This window comes from Catellatospora sp. TT07R-123 (assembly GCF_018327705.1).
Classification (GTDB): Bacteria; Actinomycetota; Actinomycetes; order Mycobacteriales; family Micromonosporaceae; genus Catellatospora.
Map to the genome: position 1 here is coordinate 879,369 of NZ_BNEM01000002.1, position 22,713 is coordinate 902,081.

At 74.1% G+C, this 22,713-nt stretch carries 23 protein-coding genes and 1 pseudogene; 18 read left to right on the forward strand and 6 right to left on the reverse strand.

Annotated features, from left to right (window positions below; all coding sequences use genetic code 11):
* The first annotated feature begins 10 nt into the window (after positions 1 to 10).
* From Cs7R123_RS24225 to Cs7R123_RS24255, 7 genes are all read left to right on the forward strand, one after another.
* Positions 11 to 313: an urease subunit gamma gene (locus Cs7R123_RS24225; RefSeq protein ID WP_212830014.1), complete on the forward strand. Its 303-nt coding sequence runs from the start codon at positions 11 to 13 to the stop codon at positions 311 to 313.
* Positions 310 to 615: an urease subunit beta gene (locus tag Cs7R123_RS24230; RefSeq protein ID WP_212830015.1), complete on the forward strand. Its 306-nt coding sequence runs from the start codon at positions 310 to 312 to the stop codon at positions 613 to 615. The genes Cs7R123_RS24225 and Cs7R123_RS24230 overlap by 4 nt, the downstream gene beginning before the upstream one ends.
* Positions 612 to 2,315, forward strand: coding sequence for an urease subunit alpha (locus Cs7R123_RS24235; RefSeq protein WP_212830016.1), 1,704 nt, complete (start codon positions 612 to 614; stop codon positions 2,313 to 2,315). Before Cs7R123_RS24230 ends, Cs7R123_RS24235 begins: the two co-directional genes overlap by 4 nt.
* A gap of 2 nt (positions 2,316 to 2,317) precedes the next feature.
* On the forward strand, positions 2,318 to 2,983 hold the full coding sequence (locus Cs7R123_RS24240; RefSeq protein ID WP_212830017.1) for an urease accessory protein UreF: 666 nt from the start codon (positions 2,318 to 2,320) through the stop codon (positions 2,981 to 2,983).
* Positions 2,973 to 3,683, forward strand: coding sequence for an urease accessory protein UreG (gene ureG, locus Cs7R123_RS24245; RefSeq protein WP_212830018.1), 711 nt, complete (start codon positions 2,973 to 2,975; stop codon positions 3,681 to 3,683). Before Cs7R123_RS24240 ends, ureG begins: the two co-directional genes overlap by 11 nt.
* Positions 3,684 to 3,695: 12 nt before the next feature.
* Complete coding sequence (locus Cs7R123_RS24250; RefSeq protein ID WP_212830019.1) at positions 3,696 to 4,445, forward strand: urease accessory protein UreD; 750 nt, start codon at positions 3,696 to 3,698, stop codon at positions 4,443 to 4,445.
* Positions 4,446 to 4,508: 63 nt separating this feature from the next.
* Complete coding sequence (locus Cs7R123_RS24255) at positions 4,509 to 4,664, forward strand: hypothetical protein (protein WP_212830020.1); 156 nt, start codon at positions 4,509 to 4,511, stop codon at positions 4,662 to 4,664.
* A gap of 120 nt (positions 4,665 to 4,784) precedes the next feature.
* Here the strand turns inward: Cs7R123_RS24255 and Cs7R123_RS24260 are convergent, their stop codons facing one another.
* Entirely contained in the window at positions 4,785 to 6,071 is a 1,287-nt protein-coding gene (locus Cs7R123_RS24260; protein WP_212830021.1) for a fibronectin type III domain-containing protein, read from the reverse strand.
* 343 nt (positions 6,072 to 6,414) lie between these two features.
* On the opposite strand from Cs7R123_RS24260, the gene Cs7R123_RS24265 reads away from it, so the two are divergent.
* Both Cs7R123_RS24265 and Cs7R123_RS24270 read left to right on the forward strand, forming a co-directional pair.
* Positions 6,415 to 7,221: a neocarzinostatin apoprotein domain-containing protein gene (locus Cs7R123_RS24265; RefSeq protein ID WP_212830022.1), complete on the forward strand. Its 807-nt coding sequence runs from the start codon at positions 6,415 to 6,417 to the stop codon at positions 7,219 to 7,221.
* A 139-nt stretch (positions 7,222 to 7,360) separates the two neighbouring features.
* Positions 7,361 to 9,358, forward strand: a complete 1,998-nt coding sequence (locus Cs7R123_RS24270) for a hypothetical protein (RefSeq protein ID WP_212830023.1) — start codon at positions 7,361 to 7,363, stop codon at positions 9,356 to 9,358.
* A 63-nt stretch (positions 9,359 to 9,421) separates the two neighbouring features.
* Here Cs7R123_RS24270 and Cs7R123_RS24275 read toward each other — a convergent pair whose 3' ends face one another.
* Positions 9,422 to 9,910 carry a hypothetical protein gene (locus Cs7R123_RS24275; protein ID WP_212830024.1) on the reverse strand — a complete coding sequence of 163 codons (489 nt, stop codon included), beginning with the start codon at positions 9,908 to 9,910 and terminating at the stop codon, positions 9,422 to 9,424.
* 251 nt (positions 9,911 to 10,161) lie between these two features.
* On the opposite strand from Cs7R123_RS24275, the pseudogene Cs7R123_RS41140 reads away from it, so the two are divergent.
* The 5 genes and pseudogenes from Cs7R123_RS41140 to Cs7R123_RS24295 all read left to right on the forward strand — a co-directional run.
* Positions 10,162 to 10,617 (forward strand): annotated as a pseudogene (locus Cs7R123_RS41140) (hypothetical protein); the annotation flags it as partial.
* A 383-nt stretch (positions 10,618 to 11,000) separates the two neighbouring features.
* Positions 11,001 to 11,558 (forward strand): hypothetical protein, encoded by a 558-nt coding sequence (locus tag Cs7R123_RS40315; RefSeq protein ID WP_244872104.1) that lies wholly within the window; start codon positions 11,001 to 11,003, stop codon positions 11,556 to 11,558.
* A gap of 170 nt (positions 11,559 to 11,728) precedes the next feature.
* Positions 11,729 to 12,991 (forward strand): multidrug effflux MFS transporter, encoded by a 1,263-nt coding sequence (locus tag Cs7R123_RS24285; RefSeq protein WP_244872105.1) that lies wholly within the window; start codon positions 11,729 to 11,731, stop codon positions 12,989 to 12,991.
* 58 nt (positions 12,992 to 13,049) lie between these two features.
* Positions 13,050 to 13,451 carry a contact-dependent growth inhibition system immunity protein gene (locus Cs7R123_RS24290; protein WP_212830026.1) on the forward strand — a complete coding sequence of 134 codons (402 nt, stop codon included), beginning with the start codon at positions 13,050 to 13,052 and terminating at the stop codon, positions 13,449 to 13,451.
* Between the two features lie 34 nt (positions 13,452 to 13,485).
* Positions 13,486 to 13,692: a hypothetical protein gene (locus Cs7R123_RS24295; protein WP_212830027.1), complete on the forward strand. Its 207-nt coding sequence runs from the start codon at positions 13,486 to 13,488 to the stop codon at positions 13,690 to 13,692.
* Between the two features lie 39 nt (positions 13,693 to 13,731).
* Here Cs7R123_RS24295 and Cs7R123_RS24300 read toward each other — a convergent pair whose 3' ends face one another.
* Positions 13,732 to 14,064, reverse strand: a complete 333-nt coding sequence (locus Cs7R123_RS24300) for a hypothetical protein (protein ID WP_212830028.1) — start codon at positions 14,062 to 14,064, stop codon at positions 13,732 to 13,734.
* A gap of 245 nt (positions 14,065 to 14,309) precedes the next feature.
* Between Cs7R123_RS24300 and Cs7R123_RS24305 the strand changes: the two genes are divergently transcribed.
* Positions 14,310 to 14,912 (forward strand): hypothetical protein, encoded by a 603-nt coding sequence (locus tag Cs7R123_RS24305; protein WP_212830029.1) that lies wholly within the window; start codon positions 14,310 to 14,312, stop codon positions 14,910 to 14,912.
* 54 nt (positions 14,913 to 14,966) lie between these two features.
* Here Cs7R123_RS24305 and Cs7R123_RS24310 read toward each other — a convergent pair whose 3' ends face one another.
* From Cs7R123_RS24310 to Cs7R123_RS24320, 3 genes are all read right to left on the reverse strand, one after another.
* Complete coding sequence (locus Cs7R123_RS24310; RefSeq protein WP_212830030.1) at positions 14,967 to 15,737, reverse strand: SH3 domain-containing protein; 771 nt, start codon at positions 15,735 to 15,737, stop codon at positions 14,967 to 14,969.
* Positions 15,738 to 15,860: 123 nt separating this feature from the next.
* On the reverse strand, positions 15,861 to 17,954 hold the full coding sequence (locus Cs7R123_RS24315) for a hypothetical protein (protein ID WP_212830031.1): 2,094 nt from the start codon (positions 17,952 to 17,954) through the stop codon (positions 15,861 to 15,863).
* Complete coding sequence (locus Cs7R123_RS24320) at positions 17,951 to 18,526, reverse strand: hypothetical protein (protein ID WP_212830032.1); 576 nt, start codon at positions 18,524 to 18,526, stop codon at positions 17,951 to 17,953. Before Cs7R123_RS24320 ends, Cs7R123_RS24315 begins: the two co-directional genes overlap by 4 nt.
* A 180-nt stretch (positions 18,527 to 18,706) precedes the next feature.
* Here Cs7R123_RS24320 and Cs7R123_RS24325 point away from each other — a divergent pair, with 180 nt between their 5' ends.
* From Cs7R123_RS24325 to Cs7R123_RS24335, 3 genes are read left to right on the forward strand one after another with little or no spacing between them, the layout of a single operon-like run.
* The gene (locus Cs7R123_RS24325) at positions 18,707 to 21,757 is read left to right on the forward strand and encodes an AfsR/SARP family transcriptional regulator (protein ID WP_212830033.1); all 3,051 of its coding nucleotides are present in this window, start codon (positions 18,707 to 18,709) and stop codon (positions 21,755 to 21,757) included.
* The gene (locus Cs7R123_RS24330) at positions 21,757 to 22,194 is read left to right on the forward strand and encodes a hypothetical protein (protein ID WP_212830034.1); all 438 of its coding nucleotides are present in this window, start codon (positions 21,757 to 21,759) and stop codon (positions 22,192 to 22,194) included. Before Cs7R123_RS24325 ends, Cs7R123_RS24330 begins: the two co-directional genes overlap by 1 nt.
* The gene (locus Cs7R123_RS24335) at positions 22,191 to 22,709 is read left to right on the forward strand and encodes a hypothetical protein (protein ID WP_212830035.1); all 519 of its coding nucleotides are present in this window, start codon (positions 22,191 to 22,193) and stop codon (positions 22,707 to 22,709) included. The genes Cs7R123_RS24330 and Cs7R123_RS24335 overlap by 4 nt, the downstream gene beginning before the upstream one ends.
* The last annotated feature ends 4 nt before the right edge of the window (positions 22,710 to 22,713 follow it).

Sequence of the window (22,713 nt, forward strand, 5' to 3'; positions counted from 1 at the left end):
AGGACGGTCCATGTTCCTCACCCAGCATGAGCAGGAACGCCTGCTCATCCACGTGGCCGCCGACGTCGCCGAGCGGCGCCGCGGCCGCGGGCTGCTGCTCAACTACCCCGAGTCCGTCGCGATCATCACCCGGTTCCTGCTGGAGGGCGCCCGCGACGGGCGCACCGTGGTCGAGCTGATGGAGTCCGGCGCGCAGGTGCTCACCCGAGAAGACGTCCTGCCGGGCGTCCCCGAGATGCTGAAGGAGGTGCAGGTGGAGGCGACGTTCCCGGACGGCACCAAGCTGGTGACGGTGCACCACCCCATCCGGTGATCCCCGGCGAGGTGCTGCACGGGCAGGGCGGGGTCGAGCTCAACGCCGACCGCCCGGTGACCGTGCTGGTGGTGACCAACACCGCCGACCGGCCGGTGCAGGTCGGCTCGCACTACCACTTCGCCGAGGCCAACCCGGGCCTGTCGTTCGACCGGCAGGCCGCGTGGGGCCAGCGCCTGGCGGTCCCCGCCGGGACCGCGGTGCGGTTCGAACCGGGGGTGTCGCGAGAGGTCGAGCTGGTGCCCCTGTCCGGCGCCCGGATCGTGCCGGGGCTGCGCGGCGAGTGCGGAGGAGAGCTATGACGGTGATCAGCCGTGAGCGGTACACCGCTCTCTACGGCCCCACCACCGGTGACCGGATCCGGCTGGCCGACACGAACCTGCTGATCGAGGTCGAGGCGGATCACTGCGCGGGCGGCGACGAGGTCGTCTTCGGCGGCGGCAAGGTGATCCGCGAGTCGATGGGCCAGTCGCGCGCCACCCGCGCCCAGGGCGCCCTGGACACGGTCATCACCGGCGCGGTGGTGCTCGACCACTGGGGCATCGTCAAGGCCGACATCGGCATCCGCGACGGCCGCATCGTCGCGATCGGCAAGGCGGGCAACCCCGACACCATGCCGGGTGTGCACCCGGACCTGGTCATCGGCCCGGCCACCGAGGTCATCGCGGGCAACGGGAAGATCGTCACCGCGGGCGCGGTCGACACGCACGTGCACTTCATCTGCCCGCAGCTGGTCGCCGAGGCCCTGGCCGGCGGCGTGACCACGCTGGTCGGCGGCGGCACCGGCCCGGCCGAGGGCACCAAGGCCACCACGGTCACCGCCAACGCCTGGCACCTGGCCCGGATGCACGAGGCCCTGGACACGTTCCCGGTCAACGTGCTGCTGCTCGGCAAGGGCAACACCGTCTCCGAGGAGGCGATGTGGGAGCAGCTGCGCGCCGGGGCGGGCGGCTTCAAGCTGCACGAGGACTGGGGCACCACCCCGGCGGCGATCGACGCGTGCCTGCGGGTCGCCGACGCGTCCGGGGTGCAGGTGTCGATCCACACCGACACGCTGAACGAGGCCGGGTTCGTGCAGGACACCCTGGCGGCGATCAACGGGCGGGCGATCCACTCGTACCACACCGAGGGCGCCGGGGGCGGGCACGCGCCCGACATCATCACGGTGGCGGGCCTGCCCAACGTGCTGCCGTCCTCGACCAACCCGACCCGGCCGTACACCCGCAACACCCTGGCCGAGCACCTGGACATGCTGATGGTGTGCCACCACCTGAACGCGGCGGTGCCGGAGGACCTGGCGTTCGCGGAGAGCCGGATCCGGCCGTCCACGATGGCCGCCGAGGACCTGCTGCACGACCTGGGCGCGATCTCGATCATCGGCTCGGACTCGCAGGCGATGGGCCGCATCGGCGAGGTCGTCCTGCGGACCTGGCAGACCGCGCACGTGATGAAGGCGCGGGTCGGCTCGCTGCCCGGCGACGGCGCGGCCGACAACGCCCGCGCCAAGCGGTACGTCGCGAAGTACACCATCTGCGCGGCCATGGCCAACGGGCTGGAGGCCGAGGTCGGGTCGGTGGAGCCGGGCAAGCTCGCCGACCTGGTGCTGTGGGATCCGGCGTTCTTCGGCGTACGCCCGCACGTCGTCGTCAAGGGCGGCCTGATCGCGTGGGCGCAGATGGGCGACGCCAACGCGTCCATCCCCACCCCGCAGCCGATCCTGCCCCGCCCCATGTTCGGCGCGTACGGCGTGGCCGCCGCCAAGACCAGCCTCGCGTTCGTCGCCCCGGCGGCGATCGAGGCCGGGCTGGAACTGGACATCCGCCGGGCGATGGTGCCGGTCGGGGACGTGCGGTCGCGGACCAAGGCCGACCTGCCCCACAACGGCGCCATGCCGCACATCACCGTCGACCCGGACACGTTCACCGTCCGCATCGACGGGCAGGTGGTCGAGCCCGACCCGCCCACCGAACTGCCCATGGCCCAGCGGTACTTCCTGTTCTGACCATGGACACCGCGTACCTGCTGCTGTCGGACGGGCGGTTCCCGTCCGGTGGCCACGCCCACTCCAGCGGGCTGGAGGCGGCGGTGGCCGCCGGGCGGGTCAGGGACCTGGCCGGGGTGACCGCGTTCCTGCGCGGCCGCCTGCACACGGCCGCCTCGGTCGCCGCCGCCTTCACCGCCGCCGCCCACCGCACCCCCACCCCGGCCTTCCTCATCGAGCTGGACGGGGAGCTGGAGGCGCGGACGGTGTCACCCGCGCTGCGGCTGGCCAGCCGCCGCCAGGGCCGGGCCCTGCTGCGGGCCGGGCGGGCCACCTGGCCGTCGGAGCTCTACGCCACGCTGCCGCCACACCCGGACGGCCCGCATCAGGCGATCACGCTGGGCGTGGTGGCGGCCGCGGCGGGGCTCAGCGCCGAGCAGGCGGCCCAGATCGCGGTGTTCCACACGGTGACGGGTCCGGCCAGCGCGGCGGTGCGGCTGCTGGGGCTGGACCCGTACCAGGTGCAGCGGCAGCTCGCACTGCTCGCACCGGTCTGCGACGCCGTCGCGGCGGCCGCCGCCGCGCTGGCGCACAAACCGCCCGCCGAACTTCCGTCGCACAGCGCCCCGCTGGCCGACATATCCGCCGAACTGCACGCCACCTGGGAGGTGCGTCTCTTTGCTAGCTGACCACGACGAGACCGTTCCGCACACCCACCCCGAACCGGGGACCGACCCGCACCCGCCGCTGCCGGTGCTCGACCGCGCCGTGCGCGTCGGCATCGGCGGCCCGGTCGGGTCCGGAAAGACCGCGCTGGTCGCGGCCCTGTGCCGGGCGCTGTCGGCCGAGCTGCGGCTCGCGGTCGTCACCAACGATATCTACACCACCGAGGACGCCGACTTCCTCAAGCGGGCGGGCGTGCTCGACCCGCAGCGGATCATGGCGGTGGAGACCGGCTGCTGCCCGCACACCGCCATCCGCGACGACATCTCCGCCAACCTCGACGCCGTCGAGGAACTGGAGCAGCGGCTCGGCCCGCTGGACCTGGTGCTGGTCGAGAGCGGCGGCGACAACCTCACCGCCACGTTCAGCAAGGGCCTGATCGACCAGCAGATCTTCGTGGTCGACGTGGCCGGGGGCGACAAGGTGCCGCGCAAGGGCGGGCCGGGGGTGACCACGTCCGACCTGCTGGTCATCAACAAGACGGACCTGGCGCCGCTGGTCGGCGCGGACCTGTCGGTGATGGACCGCGACGCCCGCGCCCGCCGCGGCGACCTGCCGACGATCTTCCTGTCGATCGCGCAGGACAAGCTCGCCACCCCGGTCGCCGACTGGGTACGCCACCTGGTCGCGCACAGCCGCGGCCACGCCCACGCCCTGGCCGGCTGACGTGGTGCGCTGATGCGGGCACTGGCCCGGGTGACCGCCGTCGCCGACGGCCGCGGCGGCACCCGGCTGGCCCAGGTACGCGGCGAGCCGCCACTGGTCCTGCGGCACACCCCCGCCCCGACCGGACCCGCCGTGGTGCACCTGGTCGGGGCGGCGGCCGGGCCGCTGGCCGGCGACGACCTGCGGCTGGAGATCGAGGTCGGCCCGGGGGCCGCGCTGCGCCTGCACAGCGTCGCCGCGTCGGTGGCGCTGCCGTCGCGGGTCGCCGCCGCGTCCCGGCTGACCGTGGCCGTGGCCGTCGCGGCCGGCGGCCGCCTCGACTGGCTGCCCGAGCAGCTGGTGGCCGCGCGCGGCTGCCACCACGTGTCGGCCTCGACGGTCGAACTGGCCGAGGGGGCGCGGCTGGTATGGCGGGAGGAGCTGATCTGCGGGCGGCACGGCGAAGCACCCGGTGACGCGGTGATCGAGACGTCGGTGACGTACGCGGGGCGGCCGCTGCTGCGGCAGTCCACGGCGGTCGGCCCGGCGGCGGCCGGATGGAACGGCCCGGCGGTCCTCGGCGGCGCGAAGGCCACCGGATCGCTGCTGCGGGTCGAGCCGGGCGGGCCGGTGCCCGCCGCCCGGGTGGTCGCGCCGACGGCGGTGCTGGTGCCGCTGGCGACCGGCCCGGCGAGCCTGGTCACGGCGACAGCCCCGGACGCGCACACCCTGCGCGGCTACCTCGACGGGGCGGCCGTGGACCTGTCCGGCCAGGCCGCGTAGTCCGAACCTGTTTGGCGACGGCCGTCTGGCGGGTACGGCTGAGGTAGACCACTGGAGGCCGACATGTCGAACATCACCGATCCGAACGATCCCATGCAGCCGCCGGTTCCGGCACCGGAGCCGCCCGCGCCGCCGCCCGCGCCCACGCCGGTGCCGTCACCGCCGGGGCCGTCGCCGATGCCGACGCCGATCCCGCCGGTTCCGCCGCCGCCCATGTGACCCGTCCACCGACAGCACGTGACCGACGACGAAGGCGCCGCCCCGACCGGGGGCGGCGCCTTCGTCGTCGGGGGGCGCGGCCGGGGCCGCACGCCCGGGTCGGCGGCACCGGTCAGGGCCTCAGGCCGGGTCGGGGTCGGTCGGCACCTGCTGCGGGGACGCCTCCTCCGGCGACGGCGACGCCGCCGGGGTCGGCGACGGCGGTTCCGCCGAGGGCTCGGGCGGCGTGGGCGACGGCTCCTCGGCGGGCGACGGCGAGGCGGGCGCGGTCGACGGGGCCGGACTGGGCGGCGACGCGGTCATCGCGGTGATCTGGCCGCTGGGCGGCGACAGCAGCCCGGCGGCGTTGCAGGCGACGATCGCGAACGTGTACGACGTGCCCGGCGCCAGACCGGTGATCGTGGCGCTGGTGGCGCGGGTCCAGCCGATGAACTCCCCGTCCTGGAGGATGCGGTAGTAGGCGATCCCGCCCGTCCCGGCGTCGGCCGGTTCCGACCAGGCCAGCCAGACGGCGTGCTCGTCGGCGGCGACGGCGGTCAGGCCCGTGGGCGCGGACGGAGCCACGGGTGCGGGCGGCGCCGAGGCCCCCGGCCCGGTGCTGGCCGCGGGCGCGGGACTCCATACCGGCGCGGGGGTGGGATCGCCGCTGATGACGGGCATCGGCTGCGGGCTGGCCGTGGGCGGCGCGGTGGGCAGGGTGACCGGGGTGCCGCCGTGGCTGGCCATCACCCCGGCCGAGAGCCCCGGCAGCGGCATGCCGGCCGGCACCGCCGGGCCGTCGGGGTCTTTGCCGCCGGTTCCGTTGACCAGCAGCAGCGCCACGACCACGGCCGCACTGGCGGCGATCGCGAGCACCGCGAGCAGGGCGCGGCGCCGCCGGGGCCGGTGACTGGCCACCGCGGAGTCCAACGGGGCGGCCTTCGGCGCCGCCGCCTCGATGATCGGCGTACGGACGGTGTTGGTCGTCATGGAGCGCACCGTCGGCGCCTCGGCCGCCGGTGCGGCGGGCGAGGCCGGGGCGGCCGCTTCGGCGACGGCCGCCGCGAAGTCGGGCACCGCGTCGACGGCGGCCCGCGCCGCCAGCCAGGTGGACGTCGCCAGTTCGAGGTTGCTCTTGCGGTACTGCGCGTCGCTGAAGGTCACGATGGTGGGCAGCACCACCTGCTCCCAGGCCGGCACGGGCAGCGCCCGCCCTTCCCGCAGCGCCGTCCAGGTCTCGGCGAACTCCTGCCGCCCGACCTCCATCGCGTCGATGCGGCTGTCGTGGTCGGCGGCGTCGAACTGGTCCAGCAGCCGCTGGTGCACCTCGGCGACGTCGCGCCCCGAGGTGATGTCGGACAGCATCCGTCCCAGGTCCAGGACGAGGTTGCGAGCCTGCTGCGCCGATCCGGGGAGTGGCTGGCCCACCCGTGCCTCCCTGACTGTCCTGTCCCGGCGCGAAGATCGGGCCGGGCCGCCCCGACGGTACGCTGCCGGGTCGGCAGGCACCCGGCCGGTATGGCCGGGCATCTTCGGCCATCCGGCGCGGACCGTTCCGCCATCGTCCGATCCAGAGGTGCCGGTCGTCGCACACGGAACGGTCCTGCCGCCCTTACCCGTCCGGCCGGTGGCTAATCCTCGGACGGGCCGAACCGCACCTACGTCCACTGCGGATGGTCGAATGTGACCTCATGTCACCGACCCGACATCGGATCATCGGCTGATATCGCAGACTGGGCCGCGGAGAAGACCGCCGATGGAAGGGGCAACCGTGAAACCTGTCTCCCTGCTGTCCGTACTGGTGCTCGTCGCGGCAGGAAGCCTGGTGGCGTCCAGCCCGGCCGTCGCGCTGGACGGGCCGCCCGCCGCCCACGTGACGCCCCGGTTCGGGCTGTCGACCGCGTCCACGGTCACCGTCAGCGGGTCGGGGCTGCCCGCGCACACCGAGGTGGCGGTGGTCGAATGCGACGTGGAGACGTATGACACCGGCGACGGCCTCGTCGGCTGCCCGGCGGTCCGGACCGTCACCACCTCCGCCACCGGCACGGCCTCGGTGCAGCTCAACCCCCGTGACCCGGTGTACCGCAGCCTCGAATACGGCGACCCGGTCCCGGTCTACTGCCGCGCCGACGCCTGCCGCTACTTCTTCGAGTGGACCGACAGCGCCGGTCTGCACTCGGTCGGCACCGACGTCCTGCACTTCACCGGCTCCCCCGCCACGATCACCGCCACGCCCGCCGCGGGCCTGGCCGACGGCCAGCGGGTCAAGGTGACCGGCACCGCGAAGGGCTCGACCGGCCGCTACGTGACCATCGTCGAGGCGAGCTGCTTCCAGATCATCCAGGGCAGCGGCTGCAACGGGAACCTGCCGCTGGCAACCGTGCCGCTGCGGGCCGACGGCACGTTCCGGGCCACGGTCACGGTGTTCCGGTACCTCGGTGACGGGCAGGACTGCGTGGGCGACTTCTACGGCTGCCAGCTGCACGTCGTGGTGCTCGGCCCGGACGGGCGGCCCGACGACACGTTCGGGGTGAGCAGCATCGGGCAGCCTGCGGTGCCGCTGGAGTTCGCGCCCTGACCATACATCGTTAGATTCCATATATCGTTAGATTCCTATATTTGCGTTTATCACATTGTAATGCGTCACTGCTGTCGGTGTTCCACCACGGTCTCGACAATGGCCAGCACAGCTCCGGCCACCCCCGAGAGGAACGACCGTGCCGCCACTCCGGCCAGCCTTCTGGACCAGCGACGCCGACACTCCCGACCCGCCGACCGCCACCCGGCGCAGGCGCCCGACCCGGCGGTTCTTCGCCGCCACCGCGGTGTTCCTCGCGGCGCTGCTGCTCGCCACCGGACTGCCGGTCCTGGTGGTGCAGCAGCCCGCGACCGCGCAGACCGCTGCGGCCGACGAGCCGTGCAGCCGCAACCTCGAAGGCACCGACTGGGTCTTCGCCCCGTGCATTCCCGAAGGCCAGCCGCTGCCGCAGGACGTGCTGGACAAGCTCGCCGAGATCCGGCAGGCGTGCGGCTCGGCCAGCCCGACGCCGTCGCGCAGCGCGTCGGCGTCCCCGTCGCGCAGCGCCACACCGTCCGCCACCCCCCGCCCGACCACGAGCACCGCCCAGCACGCCGGAGCCCTGGCCGCGAGCACCGCGCCCACCGCCTCGCCGTCGCCCAGCGCCTCGGCCTCTCCCAGCAGGTCGGCGAGCCCGTCACCGAGCCGGTCGGCCTCGCCCTCGCCCAGCGGCCTGCCGTGCGCCACCCCGACGGCGACCGGCGGTCCCACCTCGTCCACCGGCCCGTCGCAGGGCGGATCGCCCTCAGCCAGCCGCTCGGCGAGCCCGTCCCCCAGCAAGTCGGCCTCGCCGTCGCCTTCGGCCAGCAAGTCGGCCAGCCCGTCCCCGAGCAAGTCGGCGTCACCGTCGCCGTCGCCCAGCAAGTCCGCCAGCCCGTCCCCCAGCAAGTCGACCTCACCGTCGCCGTCGCCCAGCAAGTCCGCCAGCCCGTCGCCGAGCAGGTCCGGCTCCCCCACCCCCACCGGGGGACCGGGCAGCCCCGGACCGGGCCAGTCGAGCCCGCCGCCGCCCGGCGGCTGCCCGCCGATCGTCGGCCCCGGGGCACCGGCCGACATCCTGACCGGCGCCGGCGAGGACCGGATCTGGTGCGAGGACCCCGCCGACGTGGGCGGCCCCGGCAAGCTCGTCGTGGTGGCGACTGGTGACTCGGTCACCTCCGCGCACAACCAGACCGGATTCGGCGCCATGTGCGCGGCCACCGCGGCCGATGCGCGCGGCCTGACCGGCAACGACGCCAACTTCTCGTACGCGGGCCGGTACGCGCGGGCGGCCGGAAACGTCGTGGAGTACTACAACTTCGCCCGGACCGGCTACGGCACCGCCGAGATGCGCGGCCGGGTGACCCGGGCCGACTCCTGCGGCAACGGGTGGAACCGGCCCGCGTCCCCGGTGGGGCTGGCCGACGCGGTGGTCCGCAAGGCCAAGCAGGCCGGGCACCTCGCCCACTACGTCACCACCGGCGGCATCAACAACACCAACTGGACCAGCGTGCTGGAGCAGCTGACGATCTGCCGGGCGATGGAGGCCGCGGCCCCGTGGATGAACGCGGTCTTCTGGACCGGGTTCCAGTGGAACGCCCCCGGCCGGCAGAACATCGTCACCCAGGGCGGCTCCTGCACGATGTCGATCACGATCTCCTGGATCGGCACCGCGTTCATCCGGGTCGGCGTGCCCGCGTACGACGGCCCGGCGCAGCTGCCGACAATCACCGCCGACGTGGCGGCGATCGTCAACACGATGCTGGCCGCGGGCACCGACAAGATCGCCTGGATGATGTACTACGACCTCACCCCGGCCCAGATCGACATCGGCACCTTCGCCAACTTCTACCTGCGCAGCTACCTGACCGCCTGGCTGCCCGGGTGGGTGGTGTCGCGGATACCGAACATCCCGCCCATCTTCCAGCCGCTGATCGATGCGCAATGGGTGGCGGCGGTGCAGGCGCTCACCACCAACCTCAACAACGCCATCCGCGCCGGCCTGCCGGCCAACGCGCGGGTCGTGGCGGTCGCCCCGCCGGTGCTGTTCGCCGGTGACATCCAGTCGACCGCGCTCGGCGGCTGCCCGCACCCCGGCGCCAGCGGGCATTCCAAACTGGCGACCGCGCTGGCCGCCGCGTACAACGGCATGCCCTGACCGGAGTCGAGGGTCGGCCGTCTGGCCGGCCCTCGATCGCCGTCCGAGCAGTCCCCGCTCACCTCAGCCGGGCAGCTGCGCGCCCAGCGCGATGACCATGTGCTGGAACTGCGGGGCCGTCACCTGGTGGCTGCCGGGAACGCCCAGGGCGCCGTCGGGCACGAAGGCGAGGTTGCACCGCCCGCAGTAGAAGGCGGCGTTCCACACCGTCGACTGTGCCGGGTAGACGGCCGAGTAGGCGCGGAATGCCTGCTCGTCCCGTTGTCGTGCCACGATGCGGTGGACGGTGAGCGCGACCGCCACGATCAGGAACGGGCAGCCGATCGCCGCCCAGAAGACGATCGCGCTGCGCAGCGCGTGCCCGCCGCCGCCTGCCAGCAGCGGCACCGTGAGGCACCCGGCGAGCAGCGACGCGCCGGCGGCGAGGGCGATGAGGACCCCGGTTCGCCGCACCGGCATGCCCGGGACCGGCGGCGGCGCGAGCGTGTCGGCGAGCCGGGTGCTCGACTGGCCCGAGGTCCGCAGGACGACACGGCCGAGGCCGTTGCGCACCCCGGTCGCGACTCCGGCGTACGTACCGGACTGGGACTCGTAGACGGATCGGACGCTCTGTACGCGATCGTTCTGAGTGCATTGTGGACAGTCGAGGGCGGCCATGCGTGATCATCGCACGCCGGTCGCCCCGACCCGCATCGAGGCCTCAGGCCCGGATGACCTTGACGCCCGCGTCGGCGAACGGGGCGGTCTGCTCCTCGGTGGCGGTGCTGTCGGTGACCAGGGTGTCGATGTCGCCGATCGCGCAGATGCGGGCGAAGGCGCGCTGGCCCAGCTTGGAGCTGGTCTACCGGGTCGAGCTGTGGCTGCCGCCGGACTCGCCGGTCCTGTACGCCCACGTGCGGATCACCAACCCGAACCCGCACGACACCCCGCTGTACTGGTGGACCAACATCGCCCTGCCGGAGACGGCCGGCACCCGCGTCGTGGTGCCCGCCGACAGCGCGTTCCACTTCACCTACGACAACCTGCTGCGCAAGATCCAGGTGCCGCACCACGGCGGGACCGACGAGACGTACCCGGGACGGCGCGGTCCGGCCGCCGACTTCTTCTACGACATCCCGGCCGGCGACCGGCCCTACATCGCGGCGCTGGACGCCGACGGCTCCGGCTTCGTCCAGACGTCCACGGCCGCCCAGCGCGGCCGCAAGCTGTTCCGCTGGGGCACCTCGACCGGCGGGCGCAACTGGCAGGAATGGCTGTCCGGCCCGGCCTCGGGCTACCTGGAGGTCCAGGCCAGCCCCGCCCGGACCCAGCTGGAGCACCTGCGGCTGCCCGCCGGGGACACCTGGTCGTGGGTGGAGGCGTACGGGCTGCTCGACCTCGATCCGGCCGCCGTCCACGGCCCCTGGGACCGCGCCCGCGACGCCGTCGGCGCGGCCCTGGACGGGCTCGTGCCCGCTGACGCGCTCGACATCGCGCTGGCCGAGGCCACCGCGCTGGCCGACCGGGCACCCGACGCCGTGCTGCACCGCGGCACCGGCTGGGGCGCACTCCAGCGGCGGCTGCGCGAGCACCGCGGCGACCGGTCACTGCACGTGCCGGGGGTGCCGTTCGGCGACGACACCATCGGGCGCGATCAGCAGTCGTGGCTGCGCCTCATCGAGACCGGGGCCATGCCGGCCCCGGCGCCGACGCCGCCGCCCGCCGGGCCTGGACCAGGTCGTACACGGCGCAGGCCAACGCGTGGGCACTGCGCAACCTCGGCGTCCTGGACATCCAGGCCGACGACGTCGCGGGCGCGGCCGAGCGGTTCACCACCGCGCACCGGCTGGCGCCCCGGCTGCGGGCGCTCACCATCGAGACGCTGGAGGTGCTCATCGCCGCGGGCCGTCCCGGTGACGCGCTGGGCATCGCCGACCGCCTCGACCCGGCGCAGCGCTGGCACGGCCGAGTGCGGCTGCTGGAATGCCACGCGGCCCTGGACTTCGGGGACCTGCCCCGGGCCAAGCGGCTGCTCGACGACGGGATCGTCGTCGACGACCTGCGCGAGGGCGAGGACTCCCTGGACACGCTGTGGTGGACCTACCACGAGAAGCGGGCGGCGGCCGGGATGGGCATCCTCGACCCGGCCACGCGGGTGCGCATCCGCCGCGAGCACCCGCTGCCCTGCCTGTACGACTACCGCATGCACGACAACGGCTGACGCCCCGGGCGGCGGACCGCCAGGTCCGCCGCCCATATCAGCCCAGCTCGATCGAGTGAGCCCGGCCACGGACGGGTGAAACGGGAATGACAGCGCGCCCCGCCGATTTGATGATCGGTAGTGGCACGTGATCGGCGTGCCGACGACCACGTCGTAGCGAAGAGGGTCTCATGCACACCGCCACCGTCGAGGCCGCCCCAGCTGAAGCGCCGCTGCCCGGAGAGCTGATGAGCTCCGGCCAGCGGGCACGGCTCATCATCGTGCTCGGCCTGCTGATCGCCATCGGTCCGCTGACCATCGACATGTACCTGCCCGCCCTGCCCAACCTCACCGCCAGTCTGCACACCACGTCGGCGGCGGTGCAGCTCACGCTGACCGGCACCCTGCTCGGCCTGGCCATCGGCCAGCTGCTCATCGGGCCCGTCTCGGACGCGGTCGGCCGCCGGGTCCCGCTGCTCGCGGGTCTCGTTCTGCACGTGGTGGCGTCGGTGCTGTGTGTGTTCGCCCCCGGCATCGCGGTGCTCGGCGTGCTGCGGGTGCTCCAGGGCCTCGGCGTCGCGGCGGCCTCGGTGGTGGCGATGGCGATCGTGCGCGACCTGTTCAGCGGGTCCGCGTTCGCGAGCCTGTTCTCCCGGCTGATGCTGGTCATGGGCGCCGCGCCGATCCTCGCCCCGACGCTGGGCAGCTGGCTGCTCCAGTGGACCGACTGGCGCGGCGTGTTCGTCGCCCTCGCCCTGCTCGGCACGGCCCTCATCGGCGTCGGCGTGTTCGGGCTGAAGGAGACCCTGCCCCCGGCGCAGCGCCGCACCGGCGGCGTCGGCGCGACCCTGCACGTCTACGGCATGCTGGTGCGCGACCGCACGTTCGTGGGCCTGGTCGTGGTGGCCGGGCTGGCCATGGCGTCGCTGTTCTCGTACGTCGCCGGATCGTCGTTCGTCCTGCAGGAGCAGTACGGCCTCAACGAGCAGCAGTTCGGGTTCGCCTTCGGCGCCAACGCGTTCGGCCTGATCCTGGCCACGCAGTTCAACGTCCGGCTGCTGCGCCGCTTCACCCCGCAGCAGATCCTTGTCGCGGCCCTGGTCACGGGCAGCATCGCCGGGCTGGGCCTGCTGGCGTTCGCCGTCACCGCCGTCGGCGGGCTCGCGGCGATCCTCGTCTCGCTGTGGCTGGTGCTGGCCTCGGCCGGGCTCGCGCTGCCCAACGCCCCGGCACTGGCGATGTCACGGCACGGCGAGGCGGCGGGCACGGCGGCCGCGCTGCTCGGAGCGGTGCAGTTCGGCATCGGCGCGGCGGCCGCGCCGCTGGTGGGAGTGCTGGGCAACGACAGCGTGGGCATGGCCGTGGTCGTGGCGGGCGGCATGGTGTCCGCGCTGGTCGCGGTGTCCATCGTGGTCCGGCCCGTCCGCGCCGAACTGGCGGCCGCCACCGCGTAGGCAGCGGAGTCGGCCACCGACCTGCGGCTGCCATCCCGCGTGCGCGACACTGCTCACCGTGGATCACCGCACCTCCGCCACGATCGAACAGATCGAGGGCGTTCGCGAGCCGGACCCGGGCCCGGAGGCCACCGCCCTGGTCCGGCGCTGCCTGGCGCTTCGACGAAAGCCGCTGTCCGCGTTCACCACCGAGGATTTCCGGATCATGCTCGGCCAGCGGGCCGCGGTGCCGATCCTGCTACCGCCGGCCGTGGACGTGCTGACGGGCGACCCGCTCGCCGAAGGCGACCACTATCCCGGCGACCTGCTCTTCGCCGTCGTCCGGCTTCCCGACGCGGCGTGGCACGGCGCGGCCGGCCATCGCGATCGGCTGGCCGAGGTGCTGCGGGCGACGAAACTACCCGGCGAAGACATCCACCCCGACCTCCGCCGCGCCGTCACCGCGTTCCTCGGCAGCTGACCCGGCGAGTACGGCACCCGCCAGCCTGAGGCCGGTGCCGGATCCCGCCCTGCGGAGCCGACGCGGGGCGTCCTGGGCGCAGATCGGCACGGCGCTCGGCATGAGCCGCCAGGCCGCATGGGAGGCACACATGCGCTGGATCGCCGACCAGGCCGAGCAGCACCGGCGTACCGGGCTGTCCGGGCTTGACGCCGACCAGGCGGCGCGAGCGCGCGACCTGGCCGGCGAGGAGGCGAGTTGATCGGCGCCCGTCCGGGTCAGCCGATGGCGGGCGCCGGGATCAGAAGCACTGCCCGACCGACGGGTTCGGGTCGTGGCCCGTGTTGACGTAGTCGCCCGCGAGCATGCCGTTCTCGTTGTTGTAGAAGGCGTTGTACCAGATGGTGTTGCCGTTGACCGACGAACCGTAGGCCCAGCAGTTCAGGTAGACCGTGGCGCCGTTCGGGATGGTCAGGATGACCGAGCACTGCGAGTTGTTGAGCCACTGGCAGTTGCGCAGGTTGAGGTTCGTCTGCGTCTGGAAGTAGCCGCCGGCGAAGGCCGGTGAGGCGAAGGAGCCGACGGCGGTGACGACCGCCAGGGTGATCGCGGTCGCGAAGCGGCGTGTTCTCATGCGTACTCCCCGTGGAGATATGGCACGTATGGGCCCGCCGGCGGAGTGGGCGCTGCCGGTGATCCGCCGCAACCCATCGAGCCATTTCGACATTTGAGTTGCCAGATTAGCACGGATCCGATTCGTGTTCTGTCCCGTGCGGCGGCGCGCGACCGCCGATCGGCCATACCGCGACCGTCGTGAAGGGACAATCATTGACCGTACAGCGCGCCTGGTCAGACCTAACATGACGTCATGCAGTCAGCATGCGGTCACGCAGCGGCGGTGCCGGCGTGACGGGGCGGACGGTGTCGGCCTGGGTCCTCGTCGCCGGATACGGCGCCTGCTGCACCTGGTCGTACTGGAACAGCACGTACGCGACGGTCACGTTCGCGATCCTCAGCCTGGTCGCGGCCAAGTTCCTGCTGGACGCCGTCGCGGAGCGGCTGCTCGGCGGCGCGGTGATCAGCGCGATCCTGGTCGCCGTGGCGATCTTCGTGCCGTTCGGCTTCGTGCTCGGCGCCCTCTGGGCGGTGGTCAGCATGTTCACGAAGTGGCACGGCTTCGTGATGCGCCTGCCGTTCCTGTTCACCAGCATGGCCGTGTACACGCCGCTGTGGTACCTGGACCGGCTCCGCTCCGGGGCCGGCTCGGGACTGCTCGCCGCCGCGCTGGGCCTGGGCGGTGCGCTCCTGCTGCTGGCCATCATGCAGGTGTGCCGGATGTCGGGCGTGGACGCCTCGACCGCGCTGTTCCACACCGTCGGCTACGCCTGGTATCTGCTCTTCTTCCTCATCGCCCTGGCCATCCCCGGCGGCGAGGACGAGAGCGCCGGCGACCAGGTCGAGTGGGGCGGCGACCACGCGTGAGCGCCCGGTCCTCCCTCGCGGGCGGGCCGGGCGCTCCGGACGGCTGAGCCGTGGTCAGTGGTTGATCTGGAACCAGGGCTGGGTCCAGCCGAGGTACGGCTTGCCCCACTTGCTCTTGATCTCGGCGATCGTCGTCTCGGTGAAGGTGCCGTTGCCGTGGATGTCGTTCGACAGGAACTTGCCGTTGCCGATCGAGATCATGACGTGGCCCGCGCCACCGGAGAAGAAGGCCAGACCACCGGCGGGCACGGTGGTGTCACCCGCGTGCTTGTACGCCGACGGCACCGCCAGCCAGTGGTTGTAGGCGGTCGTCGAGCCGCTGGCCGACCACCCGTAGGCCAGGCCCATGATGTGGTCGCACCGGTTGTAGTAGTCGGCGACGTAGCTGGTGGTCTTGTGGTTGATCGCCCAGGTGACCGCCTGCGAGCAGCTGCGGGGGTCGCCCAGGCCGCTGGTCGAGCAGTTCGTCCCGCTGCCGCACAGCGGCGCCACGAGGTCGTCGGACCCGGTGTAGACGTACGTGTCCGAGATGTACCCGCTGGAGATCTTGTCCCAGATGTTGCTCGTGCCGTACTTGCCGGTGACGGTCTCACCGTAGGTCTGGCAGCTGATGGTGACGTTCGCGCCGCTGGCGACCGAACCCACCACGGACGAACTCGTGTTCGGGGCCGAGCGGACGTTGACCGCCGCACCGCTGTCGGTGTGGACGGTGCCGGTCGCCGCGAGCGCCGCGGTGGCCATGAGGCCGACGGCGGCGGTGACGGCCACGCCGACCACGCCGACTCGGGCCAGGCCGCGCCGCAGGCCTGAGCGCACTTCAATCATGGCGACTCCTTTCGATCGGCCCCAGCCGGATCCCTCGGTCGGGACGGGGCTGCGCCAAGACTCGCGGTAGCCGCTCCAGAACGGCTCCAGCGGCCCTACAGACCCAGCTCGACCTGCTACGAATCAACCTTTCGGGGCACCCGCACCCGACCGGCGCAGCCGCCGGAAGGCATGGTGCACCATGCCGATCCCGCCGGAGCCGACCGGGCCGGTCCCGGGCTGCCGCTCGGCCGGGCCGCCGCCCAGCAGCCACGCGTGGTGGCGCAGCGCGGCGGACAGCGCCGCCTGCCGGACGGCCGAGCCGGCCGGGTCGGCGCGCAGGGCGCGCACCGCTGCGGCGGCATGCGCCAGCGCCTCGTCCCGGTGCCCGAGCCGCGCGGCGGCCAGGGACAGGTCGTGGTGCAGGTCGGCGAGCCGGGCGGCGTGGCGGCGCAGGCGGGGCGCGGCGGGTTCGGTGAGCAGGGCCAGCAGGCCCCGCCGCATCGCCAGCGCCTCGGCCGACCGGCCCGCCTGCTGCAGTGCCGTGGCGGCGAGCGAGCGGGCGTAGTACAGGTCCTCGCGCCGGTCGGCGCCGGACGGCCCGGCCTGCTCGTACAGCTCGACGCAGCGTACGGCGTCGGCGGCGGCCTCGTCCGCGCGGCCGAGTACGGCCAGCCGCTGGGCGCGGCGTTCCAGCAGCACCGCCCGTTCCAGCGGACCTGGCTCAGCGGCCAGGCGCTGCCGCGCCAGGCGGTCCATCACCGCGGCCAGGCCCACGTCCACGCCGACCAGGTGGCCCGGGAAGCTCGCCTCGATCCGGTCCAGCAGGTCCGGGCCGACGTCGGGCAGCGCGGCGATCGCCGACAGCACGGCGTCGCCGCCCAGCAGCGCGTACCGGGGCGCGCGGGCCAGCAGCGGGTACAGCTGGGTGGTGCGCACGTGCTCCCAGCGCTGCGCGGCGGCGGTCAGCGTCGCCACAGCCCGCTGCACGAACCCCGCGACCAGCGGATCGTCACCCACGGGCAGCAGCGCGGACGGCACGCCGGCGGTCCACGGATCGGCGCCGTACACGTCGGCCGCCAGCCGGTGCCCGGGCAGCTGGAGCGCGATGAAGTCCTCGCCGAGCCGGTCAGGGGTCAGCGGCTCCAGCACGGTCCCGGCGGCCCCGGGCGGGTAGCACCGCCGGTGGTCGCGCAGCAGCGCCGCCGCGCCGTCACCGCCGACACCGGCCGCGGCCAGCACCCGCGCGGCCTCCTCCGGCGGGCGCGCCCCGGTCAGGGTGGCCGTGAACACGACCCGGCCCAGCCGGTCGGCGGCGGCCGCCGCGCGGTCCTGATCGAACCCGCCGTGGCCCTCGTAGTAGGACAGCCACTGGTCGCGCTCGCGGTGCAGCAGGTACGCGACGAGCCCGGCCTGGTCGTCGGCCGACGGCGGCGCCTCCCCGCGCCGCGCCGCCTCGACCCCGGCCAGCGCGGCCACATGGATCGCGAGCACCTGGTCGTAGCCGTCACCGGGGCAGGCCGGTACGGGTGCGGGCGGCGGCGCCAGGCCGGGGGCGCGGATCCGGGCGAACGCGCGCCACGCCGCGGCGAACAGCCGCTCCCGCTCCGCCGGAGACCGGGACAGTGCCGCCACCGGGGCGGTGTCGACCGCGACGCCGTCGGGCAGCCGGGGGGCGATCGACTCCCACCAGCCCGTGTGCGAGCGGGCCAGCAGCAGCAGCCGTACCGGCAGCCTGGCCGCGCCGAGGTGCGCCCGGACCATGGCGGCCAGGTCCGTCGCGGGCCACCGGTCGGCGTAGTCGACGACCAGCAGCAGCCCGGTGCCGCCGACCGCGACCGCCTGGTCGGCGAGGACGCCCGCGGCGGCTTCGCCGTGGTGGTGGACGGTCAGCACGGTCCAGCCGCGCCGGCGCGACAGTTCCGCGAAGCGCATGGCCAGGCGGGTCTTGCCCTGGCCGCCGACGGCGTGCAGCAGCCGGACCCGGGCGGCGCCCGGGGCGTCGCGCCAGCGGGCAAGCTGGGCGAGGTCGGCGGCGCGGCCCTGGAACGCGACGACCTCGTTATGCGCACTGAGCAGCCAGGACGGCGACTGTTCGGCCAGTTCGGTGCGGTGCCGGGCGAACGGCTCGACCCGGAAGCACGGCTCGCCGTCGTACCGGAAGACGTGGGCGTCGCCGTCCTGCACCGCGAAGATCCGGCCCCGGCCCGGGACGTTGACCTGGAGGTGCACGGTCACGGCGGGTCCGCGCCGGGGCCGGTGCGCACGGCGGGACCGCGGTGGATGCCGCTCTTGGCCAGCTGGTACGCCAGGTCGTGCCACTGCGGTTCGCCGATGGCGACGAGGATCCTGGCCGGAACGCCGGGGGCGTCGACGAGGCGGGGCAGCTCCAGCACCTGCCGGCGGCTCCACCGGTCGGCCTCGGCGAGCAGGCACAGCGGGCGGCCGGGCGTCGGCTCGTACCCGATGGGGGTGTTGGTCTTGTCCTGGCGGCGCGCGACCTGGCCGAGCTGCCATCCGCGCGCGAGGCAGGCGGCCGTGAAGCGGGCGATCGCCGCGGCGCGCGCCGGGCCGGACGGCCCGATGAGCGCGGCCATGGACGGCCGCGCCGGAGCCGTGTCGAGCCAGCCCGCCAGCGCGCCGACGGCACCCGTCGCGGCCTGCGTGGCCTCGGGATCGGCGGGCGCGGTCAGGATGTAGCGGCCCGTGACGTCGTACAGGTAGAAGAAGGCGTCGGTGCCCTGGAACGAGACGACCGTCCCGCCGCCGGGCAGGTCGAGCTGGACGAACATGTCGGCGTCGGCGTCCACACCAGCCTCCTCGCCTCGGCGGACCGGTCGGTGTGCCGGAGTCTATGACCGCAGGGCACGCCCGGTAACCCGGCCGGGTTCGCCCGAACGGCGCCCGGCGTCGTGTTTTCCTCATGCGACGGTCAAGGCGAGCCGTCCGGACATTGAGCCAGGTGCCCGCCCCGGCCCACGATGGTGGGCGTGTTCACCTTCGAGGAACCGACTTTCCGGCTGCTCGGGCCGATGCGGGTGCGGACCGGCGAGGCCGAGGCCGACTGCGGCCCGGCCAAACTCCAGGACGTGCTGGCGGTGCTGCTGCTGAGCGCGGGCAGCGCGGTCCGCCTGGACGAACTCGCCTCCCGGGTATGGGGCGACGCCAGCCTCGAACACGCCCGGCTGCACGTGTACGCCTCCCGCATCCGCAACCAGCTCAACGTCGACGTGGCCAGGACCCCCGACGGCTACCGCGTGCCGGTGCCGCCGCTCCAGGTCGACGTGCACCTGCTGCGCCACCTGGTCCGCCAGGCCGCCCAGCACGAGCAGGCGGCCCGTCCCCTGCTGGACACGGCGGTGGCGCTGTGGCGCGGGCAGCCGTTCACGGGCACCGAGAGCGCCTGGCTCGGCCTGGTCGGCAAGGGGCTGCACGACGAGTGGTTCGAGGCCTGCCTGGCCCGCAACCGCGCCTGGCTCAACGCGGGCCTGCACGCCGAGCTGCTGCCGGAGCTGCACCGGCTGCTGGCGGAGTATCCGGCCAACGAACGGCTGGTCGAGCACCAGATGCTCGCCCTGTACCGCAGCGGTGCCGTGGGCGAGGCGCTGGCCTGCTTCCGCGACCTGACCAAGCACCTGGACGAGCACGAGGGGCGGCTGCCCGCGCCGACGCTGCAGACCCTGCACGTACGCATGCTCAAGCAGGATCCCAGCCTGCTGCTCGGGGCGGCGCCGTACGTCCCGCCCGCGCCCGCCAACACCCTCGACCCGCCCGGCGCCCCGCTGGTGGGACGGCAGACCGAACTGCGTCGGCTCGACGAGCTCGGCGGCGCCAAGACCCCCGGCGGCGCCACCCACGTCCGGGTCGTCGGCATCCTCGGGCCGCCCGGAGTGGGCAAGACCGCGCTCGCGGTGCAGTGGGCGCACCAGGTGAAAGCCCGGTTCCCGGGCGGCTGCCTCCAGGCCGACCTCGGCGCGTACGGGCCCGGCGGCCCGCGCGGCGTCGGCGAGGTCCTCGACGAGTTCCTGATCGCGCTCGGGGTCCAGCCCGCCCGCCTGCCGACCGACCCCGCGACCAAGCGCGCCCTCTACCGCAACCTGCTTCAGCGCCGCCCCGTGCTGGTGCTGCTGGACAATGTCGGGGCTGGGCACCACGCGACCGACCTGCTGCCGACCACCCCGGGGTCGCTGGTCGTGATCACCAGCCGGGACCGGCTCGGCGTGCTGGCCCGGCTGCGGGCGAGCACCCTGGTGCTGGGCCTGCTGCGGCACGAGGCCGCCCAGGAGCTGCTCGGCTCGTTCCTCACCCGCGAGCAGCGGCAGGACCCGGCCGTCGAGGCGATCGCGCTGGCCTGCGGCGGCTTCCCGCTCGCGGTCTGCCTGGCCGGTGCCCGGATCGCGACCCGGCCGCACGAGTCGCTCGCGGACCTGGCCGGGCAGCTCGCCGACGGCGCCGGCCGGGTCGAGGCACTCGACGCCGACGCGGACGCGGCCACCGCGATCGGCGAGGTGTTCCGCTGGTCGTACGACGCCCTGGACCCGGCGGCGGCTCGCCTGTTCTGCCTGCTCAGCCTGCACCCCCGGACCGGGATCGGCGTGCACGCCGCCGCGGCGCTGGCCGGGCTGGCCGAGGCCGAGGCGCACCGGCTGCTCCAGGAGCTGGCACGGGCGCACCTGGTGCGGGCGCTGGTCGACGACCGGTTCGCCGTGCACGACCTGATCGCCCACTACGCCCGGCGCCTGCTGGAACGCACCGTGCCCGCCGCCGACCGCGCCGCGGCGCTCACCGCGCTGCTGGACTTCTACCTGGCCGCGGCGTGCACGGCGATGGACGCCCTCGCACCCGACGAGCGCGGCCGCCGTGCCCGCGCGGTCGCGGCGCTGCCGGTGCCCGGCCCGGACCTGCCGACGCTGGACGACGTGGCCGCCGCGTCGCGGTGGCTGCACACCGAGCGCACCGCACTGGTCGCCGCGACCCTGTACGCGGGCGGGCACGGGCATCCCGCGCACCTGGTCCACCTGGCGTCCGTGCTGTTCCGCTACCTCGACCACGGCGGCTGGCTGGATGACGCCACCCGGCTCACCACCGACGCCGCCGCGGCGGCGGCCGTGCTCGGCGACGCCCTCGGCGAGGCCGACGCCCTGGCGAACCTGGGCGCCCTGCGGCTGCGGCAGGCCGACCACGGCGCGGCCCGGGAGCTGCTGGACGACGCGCTGGCCCGGTTCACCGCCCTGGCGGAGCCCGGCGGCATGGCCCGCGCGCTGGGTTCGCTGGGGCGCATCAGCTGGCGCAGCGGCTCGGCCCGCGACGGCCTGGCCCAGCAGCAGCGCGCGTACGAGCTGTTCACCGCCGCCGGAGACCGGCTGGGCGCGGCCCGGACGCTGACCAACATCGGTGCCGTCCACGAGTCGCTGGACGAGCTGGACCAGGCGATGCGCCACTACGAGCAGGCGGCGCAGCTGTGCGAGGACCTGCGCACCCCGGACGCGCCGGCCCGCGCGTGGGGCGGCATGGCCGGGGTGCACCAGCGGCGCGGCGACCTCGCCGAGGCCGAATACCTGCACAGCCGGGCCCTGGACGTGTTCCGCCGGATCGGCGACCGGCTCGGCGAGGCCACCGCGCTGGCCAACCTCGGCGCCGTGCACCGCCTGCGCGGCCAGTACCACGCCGCGGTCGAGACGCACGAGAAGGCGCTGACGGCGTTCCGCGAGATCGGCAACCGCACCAACGAGACCGAGGCCCTGAACAACCTGGGCGAGGCGCTGCTCGACGGGGGCCACCTGGACCACGCCCGGTCCCGCCACACCGACGCGCTGAGCCACGCCGAGGCCAGCGGGGAGGTCCGCGAGCAGGCCCGCGCCCATGCGGGGCTCGCGCTGGCGTACCACGCCATCGGCGGCGAGGGCATGGTGGTCGATGTGCACCTCGCGGCGGCGCTGTCGCTGCACGGGCGGCTGGGCATGCCGGTGCCGCCCCGGCTGGCCGCGCTGCGGGCCGCGGACCCGGACGGCACGCAGGACTCTGGAGAGGTGGGCGATTGATGTCGGAGCAGCCGGAACTCGCCGAGCGACTCGGTGACACGATCGTGGAGGTCATGGACACGCCGCTGTGGGCGCGCGAAGGCGACCGCCTGGCCCGGCTGCTGGCCGGGCACGACGAGCAGGAGCTCGGGGCGGTCCAGGCGCTGCTGGCCGCCGACATCCGGGCGCTGTCGCGCAAGGACGAGCAGGAGGAGCGGGCGCGCACGCGCCGCAAGCTGGCGCCGTCGTGGCACGTACGGGTCGCGGACCTGCTCAAGGCCAGGCCGGAGCTGGAGCCGGAGGCGCGTGAGCTGGTCGACCGGCTCGGCGTCGTCGACGCCGCGCCGGGGGCTGTCGTCCAGTTCAACATCGCCACCGACGGCGGCACGGCCATCGGCGTGCAGCACGGCAGCGTGCACTACCACGCGATGCCGGGTGCGGGAAAGGCCGAGGGATGACCGGGCAGCAGTCCTCCGTGGACCCGATCCGCAAGCTGGCCGCGTTCCTGAAGGCGATCACCGCCGACCGGCCGGTGGAGCGGGTGCACGCGGGCATCATGGACGAGATCGCCAACCCGCGCTGGCAGCACGCGGTAGGCGGGCTGAAGGCCGCCAAGCAGACCTATGCCAGCGCGACCGACTTCAGCAAGCACTGGAAGGCGATGGCCGACGGGGCCGCGGTGCCGCGCTGGGAACGCCTGGTACAGCCGGTCGCGATCACGTTCAGCACCGACGACGCCGTCGCGGCGACGCTGGTCGCGGCGGCGGCGCTGCACGCCGCGGCTCTGGAAGCCAAGGCGGCCGAGCAGCCGCCTGCCGCGTCGGACAAAGCCGGGAGCGCCCAGGCCGCCAAGCCGGCAGCCGATCCTGAAGCCGTTCCCGGGGCGACGGTGTACAACTACGCGGCTGACGGCGGCACGGTCTACTCGGTGGTGGGCGGCGACCTCACCATCAACCCTCGTCATCGGCAGTAGCTGA

Excerpts from the sequence above, each read along its gene's own strand:
- Cs7R123_RS24225 (WP_212830014.1), top strand. The coding sequence starts at position 11 with ATGTTCCTCACCCAGCATGAGCAGGAACGCCTGCTCATCCACGTGGCC.
- Cs7R123_RS24235 (WP_212830016.1), top strand. The coding sequence starts at position 612 with ATGACGGTGATCAGCCGTGAGCGGTACACCGCTCTCTACGGCCCCACC.
- Cs7R123_RS24240 (WP_212830017.1), top strand. The coding sequence starts at position 2,318 with ATGGACACCGCGTACCTGCTGCTGTCGGACGGGCGGTTCCCGTCCGGT.
- Cs7R123_RS24250 (WP_212830019.1), top strand. The coding sequence starts at position 3,696 with ATGCGGGCACTGGCCCGGGTGACCGCCGTCGCCGACGGCCGCGGCGGC.
- Cs7R123_RS24255 (WP_212830020.1), top strand. The coding sequence starts at position 4,509 with ATGTCGAACATCACCGATCCGAACGATCCCATGCAGCCGCCGGTTCCG.
- Cs7R123_RS24285 (WP_244872105.1), top strand. The coding sequence starts at position 11,729 with ATGCACACCGCCACCGTCGAGGCCGCCCCAGCTGAAGCGCCGCTGCCC.
- Cs7R123_RS24300 (WP_212830028.1), bottom strand. The coding sequence starts at position 14,064 with ATGAGAACACGCCGCTTCGCGACCGCGATCACCCTGGCGGTCGTCACC.
- Cs7R123_RS24305 (WP_212830029.1), top strand. The coding sequence starts at position 14,310 with ATGCGGTCACGCAGCGGCGGTGCCGGCGTGACGGGGCGGACGGTGTCG.
- Cs7R123_RS24310 (WP_212830030.1), bottom strand. The coding sequence starts at position 15,737 with ATGATTGAAGTGCGCTCAGGCCTGCGGCGCGGCCTGGCCCGAGTCGGC.
- Cs7R123_RS24330 (WP_212830034.1), top strand. The coding sequence starts at position 21,757 with ATGTCGGAGCAGCCGGAACTCGCCGAGCGACTCGGTGACACGATCGTG.
- Cs7R123_RS24335 (WP_212830035.1), top strand. The coding sequence starts at position 22,191 with ATGACCGGGCAGCAGTCCTCCGTGGACCCGATCCGCAAGCTGGCCGCG.